This is a genomic window from Lachnoclostridium phocaeense, assembly GCF_959599685.1.
GTDB classification, from domain to species: Bacteria; Bacillota; Clostridia; order Lachnospirales; family Lachnospiraceae; genus Claveliimonas; species Claveliimonas monacensis.
In genome coordinates this window covers 116450-141197 of the sequence record NZ_CAUGIN010000001.1, presented here as the reverse complement: position 1 = coordinate 141197, position 24748 = coordinate 116450, and the positions used below count along the sequence as shown (strand labels likewise).

General features: G+C 51.3%; 24 protein-coding genes. 17 read left to right on the top strand and 7 right to left on the bottom strand.

Annotated elements, in window-relative coordinates; all coding sequences use genetic code 11:
* Nucleotides 1-101: 101 nt before the first annotated feature.
* Entirely contained in the window at nt 102-542 is a 441-nt protein-coding gene (locus Q5911_RS00625) for a MarR family winged helix-turn-helix transcriptional regulator (RefSeq protein ID WP_076776527.1), read from the top strand.
* 35 nt (nt 543-577) lie between these two features.
* Here the strand turns inward: Q5911_RS00625 and Q5911_RS00620 are convergent, their stop codons facing one another.
* Nucleotides 578-1912 (bottom strand): MATE family efflux transporter, encoded by a 1335-nt coding sequence (locus Q5911_RS00620; protein ID WP_303180148.1) that lies wholly within the window; start codon nt 1910-1912, stop codon nt 578-580.
* A 174-nt stretch (nt 1913-2086) separates the two neighbouring features.
* On the opposite strand from Q5911_RS00620, the gene Q5911_RS00615 reads away from it, so the two are divergent.
* Nucleotides 2087-3376, top strand: a complete 1290-nt coding sequence (locus Q5911_RS00615) for a redoxin domain-containing protein (RefSeq protein ID WP_303180145.1) — start codon at nt 2087-2089, stop codon at nt 3374-3376.
* Nucleotides 3377-3443: 67 nt separating this feature from the next.
* Here Q5911_RS00615 and Q5911_RS00610 read toward each other — a convergent pair whose 3' ends face one another.
* The 3 genes from Q5911_RS00610 to Q5911_RS00600 all read right to left on the bottom strand — a co-directional run bounded on the left by Q5911_RS00610 (nt 3444) and on the right by Q5911_RS00600 (nt 5502).
* Entirely contained in the window at nt 3444-4730 is a 1287-nt protein-coding gene (locus tag Q5911_RS00610; RefSeq protein WP_076776532.1) for an aminotransferase class I/II-fold pyridoxal phosphate-dependent enzyme, read from the bottom strand.
* A 269-nt stretch (nt 4731-4999) separates the two neighbouring features.
* Nucleotides 5000-5257 carry a spore coat protein gene (locus Q5911_RS00605; protein ID WP_076780725.1) on the bottom strand — a complete coding sequence of 86 codons (258 nt, stop codon included), beginning with the start codon at nt 5255-5257 and terminating at the stop codon, nt 5000-5002.
* Between the two features lie 62 nt (nt 5258-5319).
* On the bottom strand, nt 5320-5502 hold the full coding sequence (locus tag Q5911_RS00600; RefSeq protein WP_076776534.1) for a hypothetical protein: 183 nt from the start codon (nt 5500-5502) through the stop codon (nt 5320-5322).
* A 264-nt stretch (nt 5503-5766) separates the two neighbouring features.
* On the opposite strand from Q5911_RS00600, the gene Q5911_RS00595 reads away from it, so the two are divergent.
* The 3 genes from Q5911_RS00595 to Q5911_RS00585 all read left to right on the top strand — a co-directional run bounded on the left by Q5911_RS00595 (nt 5767) and on the right by Q5911_RS00585 (nt 8762).
* Complete coding sequence (locus Q5911_RS00595) at nt 5767-6735, top strand: Gfo/Idh/MocA family protein (RefSeq protein WP_076776535.1); 969 nt, start codon at nt 5767-5769, stop codon at nt 6733-6735.
* A 217-nt stretch (nt 6736-6952) separates the two neighbouring features.
* A complete protein-coding gene (locus tag Q5911_RS00590; protein WP_076776538.1) occupies nt 6953-7369 on the top strand; it encodes a MarR family winged helix-turn-helix transcriptional regulator in 417 nt (138 codons plus the stop codon).
* 55 nt (nt 7370-7424) lie between these two features.
* Nucleotides 7425-8762: an MATE family efflux transporter gene (locus Q5911_RS00585; RefSeq protein ID WP_303180137.1), complete on the top strand. Its 1338-nt coding sequence runs from the start codon at nt 7425-7427 to the stop codon at nt 8760-8762.
* 16 nt (nt 8763-8778) lie between these two features.
* On the opposite strand, the gene Q5911_RS00580 is transcribed toward Q5911_RS00585, so the two are convergent.
* Nucleotides 8779-9504, bottom strand: a complete 726-nt coding sequence (locus tag Q5911_RS00580) for a gamma-glutamyl-gamma-aminobutyrate hydrolase family protein (protein WP_226394721.1) — start codon at nt 9502-9504, stop codon at nt 8779-8781.
* 59 nt (nt 9505-9563) lie between these two features.
* On the opposite strand from Q5911_RS00580, the gene Q5911_RS00575 reads away from it, so the two are divergent.
* Nucleotides 9564-10535, top strand: coding sequence for a dipeptidase (locus Q5911_RS00575; protein ID WP_303180134.1), 972 nt, complete (start codon nt 9564-9566; stop codon nt 10533-10535).
* 79 nt (nt 10536-10614) lie between these two features.
* The gene (locus Q5911_RS00570; protein ID WP_303180131.1) at nt 10615-10932 is read left to right on the top strand and encodes a PfkB family carbohydrate kinase; all 318 of its coding nucleotides are present in this window, start codon (nt 10615-10617) and stop codon (nt 10930-10932) included.
* Here Q5911_RS00570 and Q5911_RS00565 read toward each other — a convergent pair.
* On the bottom strand, nt 10901-11593 hold the full coding sequence (locus Q5911_RS00565) for a helix-turn-helix domain-containing protein (RefSeq protein ID WP_303180129.1): 693 nt from the start codon (nt 11591-11593) through the stop codon (nt 10901-10903). The genes Q5911_RS00570 and Q5911_RS00565 overlap by 32 nt on opposite strands.
* A gap of 361 nt (nt 11594-11954) precedes the next feature.
* Here Q5911_RS00565 and Q5911_RS00560 point away from each other — a divergent pair, with 361 nt between their 5' ends.
* Genes Q5911_RS00560 through Q5911_RS00550 form a run of 3 tightly spaced genes read left to right on the top strand, consistent with a single transcriptional unit; the run spans nt 11955 to nt 16746 of the window.
* Nucleotides 11955-13220: an MFS transporter gene (locus Q5911_RS00560; protein ID WP_303180127.1), complete on the top strand. Its 1266-nt coding sequence runs from the start codon at nt 11955-11957 to the stop codon at nt 13218-13220.
* Nucleotides 13221-13254: 34 nt separating this feature from the next.
* The gene (locus Q5911_RS00555) at nt 13255-15303 is read left to right on the top strand and encodes a CocE/NonD family hydrolase (RefSeq protein WP_281724674.1); all 2049 of its coding nucleotides are present in this window, start codon (nt 13255-13257) and stop codon (nt 15301-15303) included.
* 24 nt (nt 15304-15327) lie between these two features.
* Complete coding sequence (locus tag Q5911_RS00550) at nt 15328-16746, top strand: APC family permease (protein ID WP_331467134.1); 1419 nt, start codon at nt 15328-15330, stop codon at nt 16744-16746.
* Between the two features lie 277 nt (nt 16747-17023).
* Here the strand turns inward: Q5911_RS00550 and Q5911_RS00545 are convergent, their stop codons facing one another.
* Entirely contained in the window at nt 17024-18256 is a 1233-nt protein-coding gene (locus Q5911_RS00545) for an argininosuccinate synthase (RefSeq protein WP_226394716.1), read from the bottom strand.
* Nucleotides 18257-18689: 433 nt separating this feature from the next.
* Between Q5911_RS00545 and argC the strand changes: the two genes are divergently transcribed.
* The 7 genes from argC (at nt 18690) to Q5911_RS00510 (ending at nt 24744) form a co-directional block, all read left to right on the top strand.
* Nucleotides 18690-19730: an N-acetyl-gamma-glutamyl-phosphate reductase gene (argC, locus tag Q5911_RS00540; RefSeq protein WP_303180123.1), complete on the top strand. Its 1041-nt coding sequence runs from the start codon at nt 18690-18692 to the stop codon at nt 19728-19730.
* Between the two features lie 12 nt (nt 19731-19742).
* Nucleotides 19743-20192, top strand: coding sequence for a GNAT family N-acetyltransferase (locus tag Q5911_RS00535; protein ID WP_076776556.1), 450 nt, complete (start codon nt 19743-19745; stop codon nt 20190-20192).
* Nucleotides 20193-20227: 35 nt separating this feature from the next.
* A complete protein-coding gene (gene argJ / locus Q5911_RS00530; RefSeq protein ID WP_303180121.1) occupies nt 20228-21451 on the top strand; it encodes a bifunctional glutamate N-acetyltransferase/amino-acid acetyltransferase ArgJ in 1224 nt (407 codons plus the stop codon).
* 5 nt (nt 21452-21456) lie between these two features.
* Nucleotides 21457-22356, top strand: coding sequence for an acetylglutamate kinase (gene argB, locus Q5911_RS00525; protein WP_087173681.1), 900 nt, complete (start codon nt 21457-21459; stop codon nt 22354-22356).
* Entirely contained in the window at nt 22346-23524 is a 1179-nt protein-coding gene (locus tag Q5911_RS00520; protein ID WP_303180118.1) for an aspartate aminotransferase family protein, read from the top strand. The genes argB and Q5911_RS00520 overlap by 11 nt, the downstream gene beginning before the upstream one ends.
* Before the next feature lie 73 nt (nt 23525-23597).
* Nucleotides 23598-24029, top strand: a complete 432-nt coding sequence (locus Q5911_RS00515) for a DMT family transporter (protein WP_226394713.1) — start codon at nt 23598-23600, stop codon at nt 24027-24029.
* A gap of 67 nt (nt 24030-24096) precedes the next feature.
* Entirely contained in the window at nt 24097-24744 is a 648-nt protein-coding gene (locus Q5911_RS00510) for a helix-hairpin-helix domain-containing protein (RefSeq protein WP_303180114.1), read from the top strand.
* Nucleotides 24745-24748: the final 4 nt, after the last annotated feature.

The window sequence follows — 24748 nt, the reverse complement described above, 5'->3', positions numbered from 1 at the left end:
AATCTGAAATACAGTGCAGCGGCGGCATTGACAGAAGCCGCCTTTTGCTATAGACTACATCTTGTTTACAAGTAAACTATAAAACAGATAAAGGAGAGGACATGCAAAGAACAGTGGAGGCCATGCTTGGCTATTTTAACCAGATCAGGCAGGTATATGCGAATGAACTGAATAAAAAAGTGGCGCAGGAAAAATTCTCCCCAAACGAGATGTCTGTGCTGATCCTCCTCTCTAACAATAAAACCATCAACACGGCCAGCCAGCTGAAAGTGATCCTGGGGGTCTCTAAAGGACTGGTGAGCCGCAGCGTGGAAGCGCTGGCGGAAAAAGGCCTTGTGGATTGCAGGCAGGATGAGCGTGACCGGAGGATCCAGAGGATCTATCTGACAGAGAGGGCGCAGCCTCTGGTGGTGAGGATGAAAAGCGAGATAGAAAAGATCAATGAAGCGTTTCTGGACGGGATCTCCCAGGAGGAGATAGACCAGATGGAGGAGACGATGACAAAGATCCTTGACAGATTTACGGAAAAGGGAGATCGATAGACAATGAAAATGGAGATGTCAAGGGAAGTGAAGGCTCACTTCCCTTTTCTTGTGAGGTGCATATAGTACACAACGCCTGTCAGATCTGCCAGAGCCCATCCAATGGGAACAGACATCCAGATGCCTGTGACTCCCAGCTGGGGGATGGCGGACAGGAGGTAGGCCAGGGCCACCCGGGTGCCCAGGGAGATGACTGTCAGTACTACGGACATGCTGGGGCGGGCGATGGCCCGGTAGAGCCCGTAGAGAAGGAACAGAAGGCCGATCCCAAAGTAGAAGGCTCCTTCAATATGCAGATAATGAACGCCGGCGGCAATGATCTCCGTCTCCTCCGAGGACACGAATATCTTCATCAGAGGTTCTGCAAAGAGACACACAAGAAGGCTGATGAGAAGGCAGAAGACGAAGGCGCACAAAAAAGCGCTCTTCATACCCTGCCGGATCCGGTCTTCTTTTTTTGCGCCATAATTCTGGGCGATAAAGGTGGAAAATGCATTTCCAAAGTCCTGTACAGGCATGTAGGCAAAGGAGTCGATCTTCACCGCTGCCGCAAAAGCAGCCATGATGACAGGCCCAAAGCTGTTGACAAGCCCCTGGACCATGAGGATGCCAAAATTCATGACAGACTGCTGAAGGCAGGTGAGAAAGGAGAAGCTGGTGATCTCGTGGAAAATGCTTTGATCCCATTTTCTGTGCTGCCGCCCCGGCATCAGCTCCGGAAAGCGGACTTTTGTGTAGAAGGCCAGCCCGGCGCCGGATACGTACTGGGAGAGGATGGTGGCAAAGGCAGCACCCCCGACGCCCCAGCGGAAGATCACGACGAACACAAGGTCCAGCACAATATTCATTACGGCAGAGACAGCCAGAAAAAGGAGGGGAGCCCGGGAGTTTCCCACAGAGCGAAGCAGGCAGGAAAAATAATTGTAGAGAAATGTGCCTATAATTCCGGCAAATATAATGAGCAGATAGTCCTTCATCAGTCCTGTGATGGAACCTGGAACCCGAAGGAACCAGATGATCCCGTCAATGCCGATAAAGACAGCTGCATTCAGCACCACGGTCACTGCTCCGATAAAGACGAAAGACTGGAAGATGCCTGATTTCATGCGGTCAAAGTCCTGCTGGCCGAAACTGATGGAAAAAGAGGCGCCGCTGCCCATGCAGAGCCCCAGGATAATGGATGTGAGAAAGGTCATCAGTGTGTAGGAAGATCCCACAGCTGCCAGGGCATCTGCCCCCAGAAAGCGTCCCACGATGATCGTGTCTGCAATATTATAGCACTGCTGCAACAAGTTTCCCGCGATCATGGGCAGTGCGAAGATCAGTAGGCTTTTGGTGATGCTGCCTGACAGAAGTTTACTTTCCTGCATAGATTTTCCTCCGGCTGTTTCTAAAATATCTCTTCTTATTATAGAAAGCGCTGCAGCCTGTGTCAATTGCCTGGCAGGGGCGGATGATAGAGGGATAAAAGAGTTGACGCCGCAGGGGAAACCCGATATGATAGAGAAAATCACGGCGGCCAGGGCCGCTTGAGGGAGGGTTTTATGGGATTTGATCTGGATGTGAGTATTCCGGTTTTAACCGTATTTATACAGGGGATTCTGAGCTTTCTGTCGCCCTGCGTGTTTCCCCTTATTCCGCTCTATGTCAGCTATCTGTCCGGCGGGACGGGAGTGAAGGATGAGACGGGGGCGTGGCATTATCCCAGGAGGAAAGTTCTGGTCAATACAGTGTTTTTTGTGCTGGGTATCAGTTTTACTTTTTTCCTTCTGGGACTTGGCTTCTCGGCGGCGGGAAGTTTTTTCAGGGATTATCAGAATATATTTGCAAAAGCAGGAGGGATCCTTGTCATTGCCCTGGGGCTTTATCAGCTGGGGGTGTTCGGCTCTTCCAGGCTTCTTGGCAATGAGCACAGGCTGCCTTTTCATCTGGACCGGATGGCCATGTCCCCGGTGACGGCTCTGCTGATGGGATTCTCCTTCAGCTTTGCCTGGACACCCTGCGTGGGGCCGGCTCTTTCCAGCGTTCTCCTCATGACGGCTTCTGCCGGGACAAGGGCAAAGGGATTTCTTATGATCGGCGTGTACACCCTTGGATTCGTTCTGCCCTTCCTGGCAGCAGGGATTTTCACGACTACTCTTTTGAAAAATTTTCAGAAATACAGAAATATCGTGAAGTACACAGTAAAGATCGGGGCAGTGCTGATGATCTTTATGGGCTTTATGATGTTTACCGGGAAAATGAACGATATTACAGGATATCTCTCCGGTGTGGGGGCCGGACAGGAGAGTGCGGCCGGGGACAGCGGCAGCGCGGCGGCGCCGGCGGAAGGAGAGAAAGAGACAGCTGAGGATGCAGGAGACGATGCGGAAGAGGATGCCGGGCAGGCCGGGAGCGTGGAATTTACGCTGACAGATCAGTACGGCGCGCCGCACAGTATTTCTGACTACAGGGGAAAAGTGATCTTTCTTAATTTCTGGGCCACCTGGTGTTCGCCCTGCAGGATGGAGATGCCGGATATCCAGTCTCTTTACCAGGAATATGCAGCCGCGGGAGACGATGCGGAAGTCGTTTTCCTGAGCGTTGCTACGCCGGGCATCGGCGGCGAGGGGACAAAGGAAGAGGTGATCCGCTTCATGGAGGAAAATGGTTACACATACCCTGTGCTCATGGATGAGACAGGAGAGGTGAGCGCCATGTTCGGCATCAGCGCCTACCCCACCACCTATATGATCGACCGGGAGGGAAAGGTGTACGGGTATGTAAGCGGTGCGCTGAGCCGTGAAAACATGGAGAGCATTATCCGGCAGACCCTGGAGGGAAAACAGATATAAAAAAGACGTGCGCAGAGGAGTCTGATTTTCTTCTCTGCGCACGTCTTTTATGATTAAGTTCTGTGTTCTATTTACTTTCCAGGATCTTGTCAATGCTTACCAGCTTGACGCTGAGAACGAAGATCTCTGTGGCCACTTTCAGCTCCTCAGCGGTTGGGTAGGAGGGGGCAATACGGATATTGCTATCCTGGGGATCCTTGCCGTAGGGGAAGGTGGCGCCAGCGTCTGTCATGATAAGGCCTGCCTCTTTTGCTTTTGCAACGATCTTCTTTGCGCATCCCGGAAGGGCGTCAAAGGAGATGAAGTAACCGCCTCTGGGAGACAGCCAGGAACCGATGCCAAGGCCGCCGATCTCTTTTTCCAGAGTGGAAATAACAGCTTCAAATTTCGGACGCATAATGTCCGCATGTTTTTTCATGTGCTGCACCATGCCGTGGATATCCTTGAAATATCTTGCGTGGCGGAGCTGGTTTACCTTGTCATGTCCGATGGTCTGGATCTGCATCTGCTCCCGGATTGCCTTCAGGTTGGCAGTGGAAGCTGCAATGGCAGCGATGCCGGAGCCGGGGAAGCTGATCTTGGATGTGGAGGAGAATTTGTACACCATGTCCGGATGTCCCTCTTTTTTACACTCCATAAGGATCTCGATCAGGTAATCCTGCTTATCTTCATATAAATGGTGGATGCCGTAGGCGTTGTCCCAGAAGATACGGAAATCTTCCGCAGCCGGGTTCAGCTTGGCAAAACGGTGCACAGTCTCGTCAGAGTATGTGATGCCCTGGGGGTTGGAGTATTTGGGTACGCACCAGATTCCCTTGATGGCCGGGTCTGTGCTTACCAGCTCCTCAACGATATCCATATCCGGGCCTGTGGGAGTCATGGGTACATTGACCATCTCAATGCCGAAGTACTCTGTGATCTTGAAGTGGCGGTCATAGCCCGGGACCGGACATAAGAATTTTACCTTGTCCAGCTTGCACCAGGGGGTGCTGCCCATAACGCCGTGGGTCATGGAGCGGGCGATGGTGTCGTACATGATGTTCAGACTGGAGTTGCCGAAGATCACGATATTTTCTTTTGGAACTTCCATCATGTCGGCAAGAAGCTGCTTTGCCTCTCTGATGCCGTCCAGAACGCCGTAGTTGCGGCAGTCCACGCCCTCCTCGCACACAAGGTCAGAGCTGCTGTTCAGAACATCCATCATGCCCATGGACAGATTCAACTGTTCTGTGGACGGTTTTCCGCGGGACATATCCAGCTTCAGTCCCTGGGATTTTACCTGCTCAAACTCTGCTTCCAGTTCGGATTTGATTTTCAACAGTTCTTCTTTTGATAATTCTTCATATGCTGCCATCCTTGCATCCTCCATCATAGTTTTACTCATTTTTTCACTCAATGTCACCATTGTAGCGGGAAACTGAACGCCCGTCAATTGTTTCCTGCAAAAAATATCTATTAAATAAGGAAATTCGTAAGAAATATCAATAAAAATGAAATTTCAAATTATTTTTCATTCATTTTGTGAGGGGGATAGAGTGGAACAAAGAGTGCAGAAGATGATGCTATGTAAGCGGCGTGACAGAATGCATCTGCGCCAGCTGCACGCCGCAAAGAGTGGGCCGCCTATTTCATGGACGGCTGGGACAGGATAGAGCGGACATGCTCGATCTCCTGCTGGCTTGCCTTGGCGGCCGGCACATAGTAGCTGCGCTCGCGGGCAAGGTCATAGAGCTTCTCCTGGGACATCTCGCAAGCATTACGCATCTGTTTTAAACACTGTTTCAGTTCTTTGTTTTCCGTCTGGGGGATCATCTCGCCAAAGCGGGTGAGTTCTCCGTTTACACCTGCAAGGGCATCTGCCACCATAGTCTTTTCGTTCAGCATCGTTTTTCCTCCTTGCTGCTGGTTTTCATTTTTCAGTCTTGGCTTTCAGCCTGTGGGGCTTACAGAAAGCGCATCAGTTCCTGCTTGTTCTGCATGGCACAGTCTGCTGCGTCCTGGAACAGCTTTTTCACCTCTGCATCCTGGGCCATATTGGCGTACTCTGTCATTTTCTGGCAGCTGGTCTCATAACCGCCGATGAGATGACGCAGGTTCTGCAGGTCGAGAACAGATATTTCAGACATATCCTTTACCTCCTTTTCATGTATTCCGATGATAGTGTTTGGAAAAATATGAGAAAATATACAAAATGTGAAAAATTTCTGCTTCCGGCCTGCCCGGGCGGCGTACATGTGCGCTGTACATGGAAGCGGGATAGCGGCTCGCTGCTTTACTTCCGGGGCTGGAAATGCTATATTACAGACAGGTAAAAGCTTAAAGAAAGGACTGCCGGGAAAAGCAGGTCAAAAGCCTGGCCGGCAGTCAGAAACAGGAGGTAGAGACAGAATATGAAAGTAGGCATTTTAGGGGCAGGCAGGATAGCCGCCACCATGGCGAAGACGCTGAATGGGATGAAAGAGGCGCAGTGCTACGCTGTAGCTTCTAGGAGTCTGGAGAAAGCGGAGGCGTTTGCACAGAAAAATCATGTGGAGAAGGCTTATGGTTCGTACGAGGAAATGCTTTCCGATGAGAATGTGGATCTTGTCTACATCGCCACGCCCCACTCCCATCACCTGGAGCACGGAAAACTTTGTATTTCCTACGGAAAACCGGTGCTCTGCGAAAAGTCCTTTACAGCCAATGCAGCCCAGGCCAGGGAGCTTCTGGACTATGCAGCTGAGAAAAAAGTGTTCATCACAGAGGCGATCTGGACAAGGTATATGCCCTCCCGGAAGATGATCGACGACATTATCGCTTCCGGGGAACTGGGGGAGATCAAAATGATCAGCGCCAATCTGGGGTACGAGCTGACAGACAAGGAGCGGATGCTCAGGCCGGAGCTGGCCGGCGGCGCCCTTCTGGATGTGGGTGTCTACACGCTGAACTTTGCCAGCATGGTGCTGGGGGATGACATTGTGAAAATGACCTCCGAGTGTGTGAAGACAGACACTGGCGTGGACGGCCAGGACGCGATCATCCTTACATACAGAGATGGAAAGATGGCCGTGCTCCACACGAGCATGTGGGCGGACACAGAGCAGTATGGAATTATTTACGGTACAAAAGGATACATGATCGCCTGCAATATAAACAATATTGATACAATTCAGATCTATGCGCCGGACCGTCACCTTGTGAGGGAAGTGAAAGTGCCCGAACAGATCACCGGCTATGAGTACGAAGTGCTTGCCTGCAGACGCGCCATCGCCGCGGGAGAGCTGGAGTGCCAGGAGATGCCGCACGCAAAGACCCTGCGGATCATGGAGTGGATGGATGCCCTGCGGGAGGACTGGGGTGTGAAGTATCCGTTTGAGTAAACTGTAGATCCGGACGTAACACTTTTTAAAAGTGTTACGTCCGGATCTACATGTATTGGTGTGTAATTGTGTCTGTATTGGCAGAGTGGGTTGTATATTTTCTTGACAATAGATTCAATTGACACCATAATACTTAGGAACCTAAATAAATGAAAAAGCCAAATCTGCAGAATTTATGCAGGTTTCGGAGTGGTTGTGTGAAAAGGAGGTGTTGTGTGTGGAAACGGGAAAGATGATCAACCGGATTTCCAACCGACTCAGAAGACGGTCCATGGCAGTACAGGAGTCGGTGGGGATCAGCGGATCCCAGGGAAATATACTGGATTATATACTGGTGGAGAGCATGAAGCGCAAAGTGTACCAGAAGGATATCGAGAGGGAGTTTGGACTGCGGCCGCCCACAGCGTCTGAAGTGCTGAAATCGCTGGAAAAGCAGGAACTGATCTGCCGTATACCGGACGAGGAGGATGGTCGCTGGAAACGGATTGTCTTTACCAAGAAAGCGGAGAAGATCCACGATGCGCTCAGAAGGGAGATAGAGGAGTCGGAAGCCCTCCTCCTGCAGGGCATATCCAGTGAGGAACAGGAGACATTCCTGCGGATCGCAGGGAAAATGTTGGAAAATCTTGATTAGGAGTACAGCGGCCCTGCGGTATTCTGAATGAAACTGGAAGGAGAAGAGACGGAAAATGAAAGAAACGGAACTGGAAAAAGATTGGATGGGCACCATGAAGGTGTCGAAGGCTGTGGCCAAGATGGCCATCCCCAGCGTGATCAGCAGTCTTGTGACAGTAGTCTACAACATGGCAGATACTTTTTTTGTGGGACAGACTGGCGATGCTCTTCAGGTGGCAGCTGTGAGTCTGACAAATCCCATTTTTATTCTCTTCATGGCATTTGCCAATATGTTCGGCATGGGCGGCAGCGCCGCCGCATCCATGGCTCTGGGGCAGAAAAATGAGAAGAGGGTGCGGCAGGTATCTGCCTTTGTCACCTACGCTTCTCTCATTGTAGGCGTGCTTTTTGCAGTGATCCTCCTTGTGTTCACAGGCCCCATTTTGTCTCTGTTTGGGGCGGATGCCCAGACCTATGAATACGCGAGAGGATATACGGTCTATGTGGCTGTGGGGGCGCCTTTTATTATCTGGTCCGCAGCGGCCAGCTTCGTGGTCCGGGCGGAAGGGGACAGCCGGGAGGCCATGATCGGAAGCATGATCGGGACCATTGCGAACATTGTGCTGGATCCTATTTTTATATCCGGCTTTGGCATGGGAGCGGCCGGTGCAGCTATTGCCACCACCATTGGAAATCTCATGGCCAGCGCCTATTATCTCTGGTATTTCCTGAGAAGATCCAAGGTTATGTCTTTGCGTCCGAAGGATTTCACCTGCAGGGAGGGTATCCTGAAAGGAGTCTGCTCAACAGGCCTTCCCACAGCTATATTTTCCGCGCTTATGAGTGTGTCCACGATTGTCCTGAACCAGATCCTTGTGGCTTACGGAAATGATCCGGTGGCAGCCATCGGCATTGTGTTCAAGGCCAACATGTTTATCACCTTCCTGCAGATGGGGTTGGCAAATGGCATACAGCCCCTCCTGGGCTACAGCTATGGGGCAGGAAGTATGAAAAGGTTCCAGGAAGTGGAGCGCTTCACGAAAAAATGCTGTGTCATTGTGGGTGTGGCGGCGACAGTCCTTTTCTTTGTTGCGAGAGAGCCTATCATCCGTCTGTTCATTAGTGACAATGATGTGGTCCGCTATGGTGTGGAGATGCTGGTGGCCTATATGGTCTCCGGTCCCTTTATAGGCATTCTTTTTGTAAATATGAACTGTATGCAGTCAGTGGAGCATGCTTTGCCGGCAACCATCCTGTCCGTTATGAGACAGGGTGTGCTGCTGATCCCCCTGCTCTATCTGCTGGAGGCAGTAGCCGGACTGGATGGTGTGATCTACGGACAGGCTATCACGGATTATATTGCGGTGATCCTCTCGACTGTAATCTGGAGCAAGATCAAAAGAAAACTGTAAAGCAGGCCGGCAGCTGTCAGCTGATTTCTGCGGGATCCAGTTTTTTGGCCGCCTCAACAAAGGCAAGAAAGAGACGCCGCATATTGAGGGAGCGAGTCATACACTCGGGATGCCACTGGACACCCAAGGCAAAGGGGTGTCCTTCCATCTCCAGTGCCTCGGGGATGCCGTCAGGAGCCTGTGCAGTGACCTGGAGGCGCCCTCCCGGTGTCAGGACTGCCTGGTGGTGAAAACTGTTGACAGCTGTATTTTCCCCGAAAATCTTATATAGCATGCTATCTTTTTTGAAGGAGACTGTGTGACAGAAATCGCTGCGGAGACGGGATCTTTGCATATGGTTGAGGACAGGCTCTTCCCGGAGGGACAGATCCTGCAGAAGTTCCCCGCCGCAGGCGGCATTCATGACCTGCATGCCCCGGCAGATGGCAAGGACAGGCTTTGTCATAGTAAGGACATATTTCAGGAAAAGGATCTGAAATATGTCTGTTTTTATGTCGGTCTCCCCGGAGGGGGATAGGGGAGGGCGATCCAGAAGAAACGGTGTAATGTCCCCGCCGCCGCAGAAGAGAAAACCGTGGCAGCAGGCAGCCATGACCTCCATCAGTTTCTGCTCTTCGTCCTCCACGCAGGGCAGGAGCACGGGGCAGCCGCCCGCCCGGCAGACGGCAGAGATGTAGCTGTCGGTGACGAACTGGCGGTTCCCCTCAAAGCCGCAGGTGACAATCCCGATAACAGGAGTCATACTCTTTCCTCCTAGAAAATAGTGTAGTATAGTATATGTACAAAAGGAGGTCATAAGACATGAATTTGATCGATCTGCACTGCGATACACTCTGGAGACTGATGGATCTGGAAGGTGAGGGGGATCTTCTCGACAATGACGGCTCTGTCAGTATTCGGAAACTGGAGAGTGAAGGGGCAATGGCTCAGTTTTTTGCCTGTTTTGTCTACCGGGATGCCATGGATGGGAACACGCCCGAAGAACAGTATGAGGCAGGGTACTGGCATGTGCTTGATATGATCGACTACATGGCGGCACAGACAGAGCGCTGCAGCGGCCGGCTGGAGATGGCAAAAGAGCCGGCAGATATAGAAATAATTCATAAAAAGGGGAAAATAGCGGCTGTTCTCACAGTGGAGGAAGGCGGCGTATTGAATGGCAGGCTGGCGCGGCTGGAGGAGCTGTATGAAAGAGGCGTGCGGCTTATGACACTTCTCTGGAACTATGAGAACTGCATAGGTGCCCCTAACAGCCGGGACCGTCTGCTTATGGAGAAAGGGTTGACGCCTTTTGGCATCCAGGTGGTAGAGAAGATGAATGGGCTGGGAATGATCGTAGATATCTCCCACGCGTCTGACGGTGTATTCTGGGATGTCCTGCGGCATAGCAGAAAGCCGGTGGCCGCTACCCACTCCAACTGTCGGGCCCTGGCAGACCACCCGAGGAATCTGACAGATGAGATGCTTAAAGCGCTGGGAGAAAACGGCGGCGTGGCAGGGCTTAACTTCTACGGTCCTTTTCTTGGAACGCCGGATGCGTCCCGTCTGGAGGAGATGACAGCCCACGTTCTGCATATGATCAAGGTGGGAGGCATGGACCTTCCCGCTATAGGGACGGACTTTGACGGTTTTGACGGGATGCAAAAGATGGATATTCCTGATATCGGACGTATGGGGAGACTGTGGGAAGCGCTCAAGAAAAAGGGGCTTACAGAGGGTCAGCTGGATAAGATCTGGTATAAAAATGCCCTGCGTCTCTGGAGTGCGAGATAGTACATGTTTTGTGAAACATAGCTGAGATCTGTCTCGTGGAAAGATGCAGGTCTGATGAAAAGAAAGGGGAGGACGAAAGATGAAGCTTACCTTGCAGGGGGCAGGCGTCAGCACCGGACATGTTCGGAACATGAAAGGAATAGTCACAGGACTGGCGATGATCACTGTGTCAGAAAATGATAATACCATTGTGGTTGTCCCGGGGGCAAACGGAAGGGTGGACCGAGCTTGTGTGGACAGTATCAACAAAGAACTGGAAAAATATGACATGGTCGTACTCCAGCACGAGATTCCCCAGGAGACAGTATGCAGGGTGCCAACTGCGGAAGAAGCTGAGAGAGAGCTGGATGAAAAGGCCAGCCTTTTTACTGTGCGTAGAAAAAATTGGTGCGCTTGATATTTTTCAATTCTTCTGTAGTCAGGCGGAGAGAGGAGACCAGCTGCTCATCTTCTGGCAGAGGAGTCTCTGAGACAATAACTTTCATGGCAATATTCTGATAGAAATAGCTGATCGTTGACAGAAGGCCCACCTTGTAGGAATTGTTGCGGTTTAAGGAAGACAGCCGGAACGTGAGCGTGTCAAAGGGAGGCTCTGTACAGCTCAGGATAAAATCAATGCAGGAGTCTGTGTAGGAGACCTTCCCCTCGTATACATAGTTGGCCTCATAGTAGTTGGCTGTATCAGCTACATCATAATACATGGTAGTTTTAAAAGACATTTTCTGATTGATGAGAACTGCTTTCTGCAGTTTATTTTTTTCTCCATTAAACCAGTAGAGATAGAGACATTCTGAAAAATATTTCTGGTATCTTGTTACATCGTTTGGGTCTTCTGTCATGCAGGTGTCAGGAAGAAGCGAGGAGACTTCAATATTGAGAATTCTGCAGATATCCACCAGTGTGTCAATACTGATAAAGATCTCACCTTTTTCGTATTTAGATATAGTGGCTGCACTTTTGTTCAATTTTTCGGCCAGATCGCTTAAAGTCAGATGCTTTGACCGGCGTCTGGCCCGGAGTTTCTGGCCCAAAGTCACGTAAAAGGAACCTGAATTCATGTGATCATCCCTCCCGGCGTTTAGATTTAGATTACATTTTAATACAGATTTTACCATATAAACAGCAATTTGGACACCTATTTTTGGGAAAATAAATTTGAAAAGCGAGAATTTAACTAAAAATTACTGCCTAATATCATATATTGAGAAAAAGTTATGAAAAAGATAAAAAATAAATAAAAAATTTGAGAAATGGGAATAAAAAAACGAAGAATTATCATTTTAATTGAATTATGAAAAGAAAAATTATCGTAAGAAGAAAAGTGGGAAATTTGTGAATCCCTTATCAATGCGGGTATAATTTCTACAAAGAAAAGTGCGGCGCACATGAAAATGAGAGTATGGAATGGAGGCGGTATGGATGGCTAAAGAGGCCAAACAAGGTTACAAAAAAAATCTGGGAACGATCCTTCTGCTGGCGTTTGCCGGCTCGATCATCTACGGACTCCCGTATTTTCGTTCTTATTATTATGACACCTATCAGAGTATGTATAATCTGACGAACACACAGATGGGACTTCTGGGAAGTGCATACGGCCTTCTCGGTGTATTCTCCTACGTTATAGGCGGGGTCCTGGCGGACAAGATCAAGGCGAAAAAACTGTTGATCTTTTCCATGATCGCCACCGGCTTTGGTGGACTTCTGCATCTGGTGGTGAGCGACTTCTACGCTTTGGCAGCCATTTACGGACTGTGGGGCGTGACCTCTCTTCTGACGTTCTGGCCTGCTCTTATGAAGATTGTCCGGATACAGGCAACGGACGAGGAGCAGAGCAGGGCATATGGAATTTTTGAGGGGGGCAGAGGCGTGTTCAATGCAGCCCATCTGGCTGTGGCGACAGCTATTTTTGGCGTGTTTGAGGCAAGAACCATGCCATACATGGGGATTGATGCGATCATATGGTTCTATTCGCTGGCTCCTCTGATCGTGGGGATTATTTTTATCTTTATCCTGAAAGAGCCAGATACAGTGGGAGAGACAGCTTCACAGCAGGTTTCTCTCAAGCAGATCCTGAGTGTTTTGAAAATGCCTGTCATGTGGCTGATCATCATCATGATCTACACCAGCTATACATTTAATATGTCTTCCTACTACTTTACGCCCTATGCCAGCAATATAATCGGGGTTACAGCCGTGATCGCGGCCATACTGACAGTCATGTCCCAGTATATCCGTCCCTTTGCTGCCACCATCGGCGGTTTTGCAGGAGACAAAGTGGGAAAAAGCAAGACCATGATCGTGGGATATATACTCATGGTGGCAGGAGTGATCATCATGGATATGACGGGAAGAATGAGTTCTGACTCCAGGATGATCCTTGTTGTTGTGGCGTGTGTGCTGGTGTATGCAGGTATGTTCTCCAACTTTGGACTGTATTTTTCCTTTATCTCAGAAGCAGGCATCCCGGTGGAACTGGGGGGAGTGGCCATTGGTATGGCATCTACCTTCGGCTATCTTCCGGAAGTTCTGAGTTACACTATTGCAGGGAAACTGCTGGATACCTACCCGGGATATCAGGGATATCATCTGAACCACATGTATATGATAGCAATGGGCATTATCGGGCTGATCGTGGCAATCATCTGGACCAAAAAATATGCTAAAAAGAAAACCGCAGAGTCATAAATGAAATTTATTTTATAAAAGGAGGTCTGAGAATATGGCTAAAGTAGAACCAAAAGCAAAGCGGGTAATGGGGAGAGAGGAATTCCCATATGAGTGGGATGTGATCGAGAACGAATGGATCACCATGTCGGACGGGTGCAGGCTCTCTGCCCGTATCTGGCATCCGAAAACGGACAAGCCGGTCCCGACTGTATTCGAGACGCAGCCCTACCGTAAGCGGGACGGCATGAGAGGGCGGGATGAGCCCATGTACGGATTTTTCGCTGGTATGGGGTACAATGTAGTCCGCGTAGATATGCGGGGAGCAGGAGAGTCTGACCAGTGCTTCTATGACGAGTACCTGAAACAGGAACAGGATGATGCAGTGGAGTGTATCGAGTGGATTGCGAGACAGCCCTGGTGTGACGGCAATGTGGGTATGATGGGAAAATCCTGGAGCGGTTTTAATTCCCTGCAGGTGGCTGCAAGGCAGCCTAAAGGGCTAAAGGCCATTATATGCGTGGGATTTGTGGACGACAGATACACGCAGGACATCCATTATAAAGGCGGCTGCCTTCTGAATGACAATTTCTGGTGGGGAAATATTATGTTGGCCTATATGTGCCGTGCCGTTGACTCAGAGATCAAACCAGACACATGGAAGGAGGAGTCTATCCGCCGCCTGGAGGAGATGCCTCTGTGGCCGGCAAACTGGCTGGAGCATCAGACAAGGGACGATTACTGGAAGCATGGCTCAGTAAGCGTGAACTACGATGATATCAAGGTGCCGGTCTTTGCACTGGACGGCTGGGCTGACTCCTACACCAACAGTGTGCTTACCCTGATGGAGGGGCTGAGCGTTCCAAGAAAGGCTTTGATCGGGCCCTGGGCACATGTGTTTGCCCACGACGGCGCACCCCAGCCAGCCATGGATTTCCTGGGAGAAGCGACAAAATGGTGGGATAAATGGCTCAAAGGAATTGATAATGATACGCTGGACTGCCCTATGGTACAGGTTTGGCTTGAGGACAGCATGAAGCCGGAGACCGTGCATCCTGTCAGTGACGGCCGCTGGGTGGCCCTGGATCAGTGGCCCTCAGATGACGTGGAGATGAAGACGCTGTCCATGACTTACGGACATCTCCAGGAGGAAGAGAACAAGAAAGCAGAAATGGTAGACCTGTGCACGCTGCCCAACCATGGCCTTCTGGCCAACGAGTGGATGGGGGCTGGCGTCCCGGGAGAGAGCCCGGCGGATATGCGGGTAGACGATGGCATGGCTATGGTGTTTGACTCTGATATTTTGGAAGAGGAGATGGAGATCCTGGGATATCCTGAATTTGAGGTGGAATTTACCAGCGACAAGCCAAATGCGTTCCTCTATGCGGAACTCTGTGACATTCATCCTGACGGAGCAGCCACAAGAGTGTCCTACGGACTGATGAACCTGACCCATCTGGAGGGGCACGAGAAGGTGGTTTATCTGGAGACTGGAAAGAAGTACAAGGCAAAGGTACAGCTGGACGTGTGCGGACACAACTTCCCTGCCGGACACAGGATCAGACTTGCGATAGCCAATTCCTTCTGGCCTATGATCTGGCCGTCGCCGGAGCTGGCTACACTGAGGCTGGATCTGTCCACTGCAAAATTTGCCCTGCCTTTGTTTAAGGGGAAGGACGCAAAGGGACCGGATATGGAGGCAAGATGTGCACCGCTCACACCGATGACTACACTTTCGCCGGGGCATGTGGACAGACAGATCACATACGATCTGATCACAGATACATGGACCTCTATCACAGATGGTGTGGGAGGCGTGTTCGGCGAGGGCGTGTACCGCTTTGACGATATCGGAACGGTTGTGGAGCACAATCTGAAGAGAGAACTGACCATGAGCAACAAGGATCCTCTGTCAGCAAAGTACACGATCTATCAGAAAATGAAGAACGGCCGGGAAGGCTGGCTTACAGACTGCGATATCGTGGTGACTCAGACATCAGACCTGGAAAACTTTTATATCACCGGCTATATGGATGCCTCCATCAACGGGGAGCATGTGTTCCACAGAGACTACGACTATAAAGTAAAGAGAAACGGTCTCTAAAAACAGAAGACAGGACCGAAAGGGGTGAGGACCATCAAGTATAAAAAAATCAGTTTTCGGGAACTTGTGTTGATGAATGTCTCTGCACTCTACGGGATCAGATGGATTGCCAAATCAACCTCAGACAGTTTTGGCCTGGGGTTGGGGGCAATCCCCATGTGGGTCATTTTCATGCTGGTCTTCTTTATCCCGCAGGCGCTGATGTGTGCGGAGCTGGCCTCGGCTTATCCCACGGACGGAGGGCTGAACGACTGGGTGAAGATTGCCTTTGGAACAAAATACGGCTTCCTTGTATCCTGGATGCACTGGACAGCGCTGATATTCTGGTATGCCTCATTTCTGACCTTCCTTGCCATCAACTTCAGCTATATGATCGGAAGGCCGGAGCTGGCGGACAATAAAGCCTTTGTGCTGATCATGTCGCTGGTGGTAATATGGGGCTTGTCCTTTGTCAGCATGAGGGGCATGAAGCTTGGAAAATATTTTACCAGTGTGGGTGCCTTCGGGTCTGTGATACCGACCATATTTCTGATCGGCATGGCGATCCTGGCCATAGTGGTCCTGAAGGTGGCTCCCAGTGCTTCCGAGTACACGGTGGCCACGATGACACCCAAGATGAACATGAATTCGCTTGTTGCCATCTCGGGAATTACTTTTGCCTACACAGGTGCGGAATTCACGGCCAACTTTGTGTCTGACATGAAAAATCCACAGAAGGACTATCCCCGTGCCATCATGATAGCGGCGGGACTGATCTGCGTGCTCTATGTTGTGGGAGCTGTCTGCATGACCATGCTTTTGCCCACATCGGAAATCTTTGCGTACACAGGCACGCTGGACGCGCTGGCCAAGGCCAGTGAACTCCTGGGAGTTCCGCAGATCCTTGTGCAGGTACTGGCGTTCGGGATCGCGCTTTCTGTCCTGGGAGCTCTTGTCCTGTACATTGTACAGCCGGTGAAGATGCTGTTTGGCTATTCGGAGCCTGGGATCTTCTCGGAAAAATTCATGAAGAAAAATCAGTATGATATTCCGGAGAAAGCCATCCTGTTCCAGGCCGTCCTGATCACGGTGCTCCTGGCAGGAGTCAACCTTTTCTCAGCGGTGGAGACGATCTACAATGTGCTTGTCACTATGACAGCACTGACCTCCCTGTTCCCGTACGTGCTCTTGTTTGCGGCGTACATTAAGATCAAGAGAGAGAAAGAAGATAAGCCGGAACTTTACCAGATGACAAGAAATAAAAAGTGGGGCTGTTTTCTCGGATACTCAGAGCTGGTGATCTGTGGAGTGGCTATCGTGTGCTCTGCGCTGCCAGTGATGGGAACTACAAGTGAGAACATCATTTATGAAATTGAGTTGATCGGCGGGGCGCTGTTTGTTGTGCTGTCAGGCCTTTGGCTCTGGAAACGGTCCGGGTTGAAAAACAAGAAAGTGGGGACGTAATATCTTTCAAAAGTGTTACGTCCGGATTTGAACCAACTGGTGTGTAATTGTGTCACATGCGCTTGGCGAAGTTGTCGGCCATTACAGATATGAGAATTGAAAAGCAAGAGCTTCTCCACTATTATGAGGAAAAGCTCTTGCTTTTTTTGACAGATAAAATATGATATGACTGTAATTTGTGAAATAAGTTGATTTCGGATTGACACAATTACACACCAGTTAAATGAATTTGGGACGTAATACTTTTGAGGAGTATTACGTCCCCTTTTACCTTTTACTATTTGCTCTCGTTCTCTTTTTTCATCTCCTGCATCTTCATAGCGCGGACCTTCAGTGGCAGTCCGAACAGGGTGATGAAGCCGTCGGCGTCATGGTGGTCATACATGTCGCCTGTTGTGAAGCTTGCCAGTGACTCGCTGTACAGTGAGTAGGGAGAGGTGGTGCCGGCCTTGATGATATTGCCCTTGTAGAGCTTGAATTTCACTTCGCCGGTCACATACTCCTGAGTGCTCTCCACAAATGCCTGGATGGCCTCCCGCAGAGGTGTGAACCATTTGCCCTCGTACACAACCTGGGAAAGCTTGTCGGCCATCTCCTTTTTCACCTCAGATGTGGCGCGGTCCAGAACCAGCTCCTCCAGCTGCTGGTGAGCCTCGTAGAGGATGGTTCCGCCAGGAGTCTCATAGACGCCCCTGGATTTCATGCCTACGACACGGTTCTCTACGATGTCAATGATGCCGATGCCGTGCTTGCCGCCCAGTTCATTCAGCTTACGGATGATGTCAGAGACTTTCATCTCCACGCCGTTGATGCTCTTGGGAATACCTTTTTCGAATGTCATGGTCACATACTCCGGCTCGTCCGGTGCCTGCTCGGGAGTCACGGTGAGGACCAGAAGATCGTCATAGTTGGGCTCATTGGCTGGATCCTCCAGCTCCAGACCCTCGTGGCTGATGTGCCACAGGTTGCGGTCACGGCTGTAGCTGTGCTTTGCATCAAAAGGAAGATCAATGCCGTGCTGGCGGCAGTACTCGATCTCGTCTTCCCTGGACTGCATGGTCCACAGGTCTGTCATACGCCATGGAGCGATGATCTTGATATCCGGAGCCAGCGCTTTGATGGCAAGCTCAAAGCGGATCTGGTCATTGCCCTTACCTGTTGCGCCGTGGCAGATTGCGACAGCTCCCTCTTTCCTTGCGATCTCAACGAGACGCTTTGTGATGGCCGGGCGGGCCATAGCTGTACCGATCAGGTATTTGTTCTCATATACTGCGTGAGCCTGCACGCAGGGAACGATGTAATTGTCGCAGAAATCATCCACGATATCTTCTATATATAATTTGGAAGCGCCGGACATTTTTGCCCTCTCCTCGAGACCGTCCAGCTCTTCTCCCTGTCCGCAGTTTACGCAGCAGCAGATGACGTCGTATCCGAATGTCTCCTTCAGCCACGGGATAACGGCTGTTGTGTCAAGTCCGCCTGAATAGGCAAGTACCACTTTTTCTTTCATTGTATCTTCCTCCTGAACTATATTTTCATTTTTTCTGCGCCGCCCCGGGCGGCACTTAAAACAATCTTGATCGCAAAGTTTACTATACACTATATTTTATAATTATGCAAGCATAATGTCAAAAAAACTGATTTTAGTGTATATTATACAAAGTCCTTCCGGGCAATCCTGAAATGCGGAGAAAAACCGCATAAAAATAGGGGAAAACAGAAGGGAAATGAAGGCGGATATATGGGGCGCAGAGGAAGGGCGCACGAAGAAAAATAGAAATGGATGGAGAAAAAACTTGCATAATATTCATAAGAGATGTATAATCATGCAGTACCGAAATGTGACAGGTAAAAAGTTCCGGCAATCTACTTTACACGGAATGAAAAGTGGTATAAACTTTAACAAGTGTTATTCTATTTTAATAAGAAAGGATATGCGTGAGATGATAAAAGCAGGAATTATCGGTTCCACCGGATACGCGGGGGCAGAGCTGGTCCGCATTCTGATGGGGCATAAGGATGCCGAGATCGTGTGGTACGGCTCCAGAAGTTATATAGATAAGAAGTACGCAAGTGTGTACCAGAATATGTTCCAGATCGTGGATGCAGTCTGCATGGATGACAATATGGATGAGCTGGCCGCAGCGGCGGACGTGATATTCACGGCAACTCCACAGGGCCTGTGCGCTTCCCTTGTAAATGAGGATATCTTAAGCAAGGTGAAGATCATCGACCTGAGCGCGGATTTCCGCATCAAGGACGTGGCTACCTATGAGAAGTGGTACGGCATAGAGCACAAGAGCCCGGAATTTATAAAAGAGGCCGTTTACGGCCTGTGCGAGATCAACAGGGAGGATGTGAAGAATGCCCGGCTGATCGCCAACCCGGGATGCTATACCACTTGTTCCATCCTGACAGCCTATCCTCTTGCAAAAGAAGGACTCATTGACATGGACACACTGATCATTGACGCCAAGTCCGGTACATCCGGCGCCGGCAGAGGAGCCAAGGTGCCGAACCTCTTCTGCGAGGTCAATGAAAATATGAAGGCTTACGGCGTGGCCTCCCACAGGCACACCCCGGAGATAGAGGAGCAGCTGGGATATGCCTGCGGACACCAGGTGGTGCTGAATTTTACGCCCCATCTCGTGCCCATGAACCGAGGAATCCTTGCCACAGAGTACGCAAAGCTGACAAAGAATGTGACCTATGCGGATGTGAAGGCCGTGTACGAGAAATATTATAAAGATGAGAAATTCATCCGCCTCCTCGATGAGGGCGTCTACCCCGAGACTAAGTGGGTGGAGGGCAGCAATTACGTGGATATCGGCTTTAAGATCGATGAGAGGACCGGCCGCATCATTATGATGGGAGCCATTGATAATCTTGTGAAAGGAGCGGCCGGACAGGCGGTGCAGAACATGAACCTTGCCTTCGGACTGCCGGAGGATGAGGGGCTGGATCTTGTGCCCATGTTCCCGTAGAGGTGACCAGATATGACAATCCGTGAGATGACCATTGACGATTACGAGGAGGTGTACCATCTCTGGAAGCAGATCAAGGGATTTGGAATCCGGAGCATTGATGACTCCAGAGAAGGGGTAGAACGCTTCCTTATGAGAAATCCCACCACCAGCGTGGTGGCGGAAAAGGACGGAAAGATCGTGGGCAGCATTCTGTGCGGACACGACGGCAGGCGGGGATGCCTCTATCACGTGTGTGTGGACGAGGCCTACCGCCGTCACGGCATAGGGAAAGCCATGGTGGTGAAGGCCATGGAAGCACTGAAGGCGGAGCAGATCAACAAAGTCTGTCTCATTGCATTTACAAAAAATGATATTGGAAATGCTTTCTGGAACACCATTGGGTGGACAGAGAGAGAAGATCTGAACTATTATGATTTTGTGCTGAATGACGCCAATATTACGGCGTTCAATGAACAGTAAAGCAATAAAAATATTTTCAGGGGAAGGTGGATAACATGGAGAGAATAGAAGGCGGCGTGACCGCGGCAAAAGGATTTGAGGCAGCCCATGCGGCGGCCGGACTGAAGTACAAGGACCGCACAGATATGGCCCTGATCTACAGCCAGGTGCCCTGCGTAACAGCAGGAACCTTTACCACAAATGTAGTAAAGGCAGCTCCCGTAAAGTGGGACCAGCAGGTGGTAAAGAGTGGAAAGAAATCACAGGCTGTCATTGTAAACTCAGGAATTGCCAACGCCTGCACAGGCGCAGAAGGCTTTGGATACTGCAAAGACACAGCGGACAAGGCCGGGGAGGTCCTTGGCATTGACCCGGAAGGCGTGCTCATCGGCTCTACGGGCGTCATTGGGAAACAGATGCCCATCGAGAAGCTGAAAGCCGGCATCGAGGCGCTGGCCCCGAAGAAAGCTTCCACCCTTGAAGCAGGGACAGAGGCGGCAAAGGCCATTATGACTACAGATACAAAGGAGAAGGAGATCGCCGTCACCATCCAGGTAAAAGACACGACCGTCACCATCGGCGGCATGGCAAAGGGCTCCGGCATGATCCACCCCAACATGTGCACCATGCTCTCTTTCATCACCACAGACGCTGTCATCACAAAGGAAGCGCTCCAGAGCGCCCTGAGCGAGGATGTGCCGGATACATACAATATGATCTCTGTGGACGGGGACACTTCCACCAATGACACGGTCCTTCTTTTGGCCAACGGAATGGCAGAAAACGAGGAGATCACCTGCGGCACGCCGGAATATGAGGAGTTTAAGGCAGCTCTCCACGTGATCAACGAGTACCTGGCAAAGAAGATCGCCGGGGACGGGGAGGGAGCCACCGCTCTTTTTGAGGCCAAGGTCATCGGAGCCGAGAGCAAAGAGCAGGCCAGGGTGCTGGCAAAGGCTATCGTCTGCTCCAACCTGACCAAGACAGCCATCGCGGGCCATGATGCAAACTGGGGAAGGATCCTCTGCGCCATGGGATACTCCGGCGCCCAGTTTGATCCGGAGAAGGTGGATCTGTTCTTTGAGAGCCAGGCAGGAAAGATCCAGATCATAGAGAACGGCACTGCCGTGGACTACAGCGAGGAGGAGGCCACAAAAATTCTCTCCGAGCCGGAAGTGACTGCCATCGCGGACGTGAAGATGGGACAGGAGAGCGCCTCTGCCTGGGGCTGTGACCTGACTCACGGGTACATTGAGATCAATGCAGATTACAGGAGTTAAGAAAAATGGATAACAATATGCAGAAATATCTGGATAAGGCAGAGGTGCTCATCGAGGCCCTCCCCTATATCCAGCGGTTTAACCGTAAAGTTATTGTTGTGAAGTACGGCGGCAGTGCCATGGTGGACGAGACCCTCAAAGAGAGAGTGATCCAGGATGTGACCCTGCTGAAGCTGGTGGGATTTAAGCCCATTATCGTCCACGGCGGCGGAAAGGAGATCAGCCGCTGGGTGGGCAAGGTGGGCATGGAGCCCCGCTTTGTGAACGGTCTGCGGGTGACCGACGAGGCCACCATGGAGCTGGCGGAGATGGTCCTTGGAAAGGTCAATAAGGAGCTGGTCCAGTTCGTGGAGGGACTGGGTGTCCGGGCCATCGGCATCAGCGGCAAGGACGGAGGCCTCCTGCGGGTGACAAAGAAGCTCTCTGACGGGCAGGATATCGGCTTTGTGGGAGATGTGAAGGAAGTGAACGCGGATATCCTCTGGGACCTGCTGGAGAAGGATTTCCTTCCCATTGTGTGTCCCGTAGGGCTGGACGACAAGAACAACACCTACAACATCAACGCGGACGACGCGGCCTGCGCCATCGCCAGGGCCATGCACGCGGAGAAGCTGGCATTTTTGACAGATATAGAGGGCGTGTACAAGGATCCCAGGGATCCGGAGACGCTGATCTCAGAGCTGAAAGTGTCCGAGGCCAGACAGCTGATGGAGGAGGGCTATATCGGAGGCGGTATGCTTCCGAAGCTGAACAACTGTATCGATGCAATTGAAAACGGCGTTTCCAGAGTGCATATCCTGGACGGCAGGATCCCCCACTGCCTCCTGCTGGAGATCTTCACCAACAGAGGTATCGGAACCGCCATCTTAGATGATGAAGGGAGCAGATTTTACGATGACAAATAAATGGATCGATGAGGCGGAACAGTCGCTTCTGCACACCTACAACAGATATCCCATCGTTCTGGAGAGAGGCGAGGGTGTATACCTGTATGACACAGAAGGGAAAAAATACCTGGATTTTGCCGCAGGCATCGCTGTGTGCGGCCTTGGATACGGACATAAAGAGTACACGGAGGCGCTGAAAAACCAGGTGGACACCCTGCTCCACACCTCCAACCTGTACTACAGCAAGCCGGCGGCGGAGGCAGCCGAGAAGCTGACCAGGGCGGCTCAGATGGACCGTGTCTTCTTTACAAACAGTGGAACAGAGGCCATTGAGGGTGCCCTGAAGGCGGCAAGAAAGTACGCCTTCACAGAGGGCTTTGACCGCTATGAGTTTATCGCCATGGAACACTCCTTCCACGGGCGCACGATGGGCGCAGTGGCTGTGACAGGAAACGAGGCCTACCGGACGCCTTTTGAACCGTTGATAGGGGGCGTGAAATTTGCCCGTTACAATGATCTGGACAGCGTGAAGGAGCAGATGAACGAGCATACCTGCGCGGTGATCATGGAGACTCTCCAGGGAGAGGGAGGCATCTATCCTATTGACCCGGCATTCCTGCAGGGGGTGAGAAAGCTCTGTGATGAGAATCACGTGCTCCTCATCCTGGACGAGATCCAGTGCGGTATGGGGCGCACCGGCACCATGTTTGCCTGGCAGGATTACGGCGTAAAGCCGGACATCATGGCCATGGCCAAAGCCATCGGCGGCGGTGTCCCGGTAGGGGCTTTTGCCATGACTGAGAAAGTGGCTGAAAAATCCCTGGCTCCGGGAGACCACGGCACCACCTACGGAGGGAATCCCTTCGTGTGCGCGGCGGTCAGCGCGGTGCTGGACATTTTCGAGAAGGAAAAGATCTGCGACCACGTGAAGAAGGTGGGCGCCTACCTGGAGGCACAGCTGGATGCCCTGGCAGAGCGCAAAGAGTCTGTGGAGATGCGCAGAGGGAAAGGCCTGATGCAGGGCCTGGTGCTGAACGTGCCGGTGGGAGAGGTCGTTGTGAAGGCCCAGAAAGAGGGACTTTTAGTCATCACGGCGGGTGGAAATGTACTCCGCATGGTGCCGCCTCTTATCATCACAGAAGAGCATGTGGATGAGATGATCGAAAAGCTGGAAAAAGTACTTTAAAAAGTCTGGCGGAATATAAGGGCCGGCTGTGGGAAATACTAACTTCTGATCAAAAGGAAGGAAGTGATTTTCTATGGCCGGTTTTTTTATCGCGCTATTATCAGGCGCCCTTATGAGCGTGCAGGGTGTATTCAACACCCAGGTGACCAAGACAACAGGAGAGTATGTGAGCAATGCCTGGGTGCAGTTCTCGGCCCTCGCTGTCTGCCTGGGAGTCTGGTTTTTTGCGGGCAGAGACAGCTTTGGCGCCATTGCCCGGGTGGAGCCTAAGTATATGCTTCTTGGCGGCGTCATCGGAGCGGGGATCACCTGGACGGTGATCCGCAGCATGGAGCAGCTGGGTCCTGCCAAGGCGGCGCTCCTTATTGTCATGGCACAGCTTATTGTGGCTTATCTCATTGAGCTGGCAGGGCTTTTCGGCGTGGAGAAGGAACCCCTGGAGTGGCGGAAGGTGGGAGGCATGGCGCTGGCCCTGATTGGAGTTGCAATTTTTCAGTGGAAATAGTAAAATGACTTTATCTAGGCATAAGAGGGGTGTCCGCAGCTGGAACACGGCTGTAAAGGAGAAAATTATGCGTAGAAGACCAGTTATGGTCGTTGTGATCATTGTAACTTTGACATTGTTTTTGAGTGGATGTGAAAAAGAGAAAGAAGCCTCAGGAATAGAGGAGATCTTTTTGGAAGAGACAGCAGAGTCCGGGGAGACAGAAGAGGAGGACCTTTCCGGGGAGACGCAGGAAGAAGATACGGAGGAGAGCGGGGAGGAGCCCGGCTCTATATTCGTCTATGTGTGCGGCCAGGTGGCAGCTCCGGGTGTCTACGAACTGCCCGGAGACGCCCGGGTGTACCAGGCCATCGAGATGGCCGGCGGCACTCTTGAGGGGGCCAGCCCGGAGAGTCTGAATCTGGCGCAGCAGGCGGAGGATGGACAGAAGATCTATGTCCCCACAGAGGAGGAGGCACAGACCGGCGCGGCTCTTCAGGATACGATGGGAGGGGCGCAGGATACGGCTTCGGACCAGGAGGCAGGTAAGGTGAACCTGAACACGGCTGGCCTGGAAGAGCTGATGACACTCACCGGGATCGGGCAGACCCGGGCGGAGGCCATTCTTGCCTACCGGGAGGAAGAGGGGGCCTTTCGCTCGCCGGAGGACATTATGAATGTGGAAGGCATCAAGGAAGGCATCTATGAGAAATTGAAAGATGAGATCACCGTTTGATGAC

Bases quoted from the DNA above. Each gene is read 5' to 3' on its own strand.
- Q5911_RS00625 (WP_076776527.1), top strand. From the start codon at position 102: ATGCAAAGAACAGTGGAGGCCATGCTTGGCTATTTTAACCAGATCAGG.
- Q5911_RS00620 (WP_303180148.1), bottom strand. From the start codon at position 1,912: ATGCAGGAAAGTAAACTTCTGTCAGGCAGCATCACCAAAAGCCTACTG.
- Q5911_RS00615 (WP_303180145.1), top strand. From the start codon at position 2,087: ATGGGATTTGATCTGGATGTGAGTATTCCGGTTTTAACCGTATTTATA.
- Q5911_RS00610 (WP_076776532.1), bottom strand. From the start codon at position 4,730: ATGGCAGCATATGAAGAATTATCAAAAGAAGAACTGTTGAAAATCAAA.
- Q5911_RS00600 (WP_076776534.1), bottom strand. From the start codon at position 5,502: ATGTCTGAAATATCTGTTCTCGACCTGCAGAACCTGCGTCATCTCATC.
- Q5911_RS00595 (WP_076776535.1), top strand. From the start codon at position 5,767: ATGAAAGTAGGCATTTTAGGGGCAGGCAGGATAGCCGCCACCATGGCG.
- Q5911_RS00585 (WP_303180137.1), top strand. From the start codon at position 7,425: ATGAAAGAAACGGAACTGGAAAAAGATTGGATGGGCACCATGAAGGTG.
- Q5911_RS00580 (WP_226394721.1), bottom strand. From the start codon at position 9,504: ATGACTCCTGTTATCGGGATTGTCACCTGCGGCTTTGAGGGGAACCGC.
- Q5911_RS00575 (WP_303180134.1), top strand. From the start codon at position 9,564: ATGAATTTGATCGATCTGCACTGCGATACACTCTGGAGACTGATGGAT.
- Q5911_RS00570 (WP_303180131.1), top strand. From the start codon at position 10,615: ATGAAGCTTACCTTGCAGGGGGCAGGCGTCAGCACCGGACATGTTCGG.
- Q5911_RS00565 (WP_303180129.1), bottom strand. From the start codon at position 11,593: ATGAATTCAGGTTCCTTTTACGTGACTTTGGGCCAGAAACTCCGGGCC.
- Q5911_RS00560 (WP_303180127.1), top strand. From the start codon at position 11,955: ATGGCTAAAGAGGCCAAACAAGGTTACAAAAAAAATCTGGGAACGATC.
- Q5911_RS00555 (WP_281724674.1), top strand. From the start codon at position 13,255: ATGGCTAAAGTAGAACCAAAAGCAAAGCGGGTAATGGGGAGAGAGGAA.
- Q5911_RS00545 (WP_226394716.1), bottom strand. From the start codon at position 18,256: ATGAAAGAAAAAGTGGTACTTGCCTATTCAGGCGGACTTGACACAACA.
- argC (WP_303180123.1), top strand. From the start codon at position 18,690: ATGATAAAAGCAGGAATTATCGGTTCCACCGGATACGCGGGGGCAGAG.
- Q5911_RS00535 (WP_076776556.1), top strand. From the start codon at position 19,743: ATGACAATCCGTGAGATGACCATTGACGATTACGAGGAGGTGTACCAT.
- argJ (WP_303180121.1), top strand. From the start codon at position 20,228: ATGGAGAGAATAGAAGGCGGCGTGACCGCGGCAAAAGGATTTGAGGCA.
- argB (WP_087173681.1), top strand. From the start codon at position 21,457: ATGGATAACAATATGCAGAAATATCTGGATAAGGCAGAGGTGCTCATC.
- Q5911_RS00520 (WP_303180118.1), top strand. From the start codon at position 22,346: ATGACAAATAAATGGATCGATGAGGCGGAACAGTCGCTTCTGCACACC.
- Q5911_RS00515 (WP_226394713.1), top strand. From the start codon at position 23,598: ATGGCCGGTTTTTTTATCGCGCTATTATCAGGCGCCCTTATGAGCGTG.
- Q5911_RS00510 (WP_303180114.1), top strand. From the start codon at position 24,097: ATGCGTAGAAGACCAGTTATGGTCGTTGTGATCATTGTAACTTTGACA.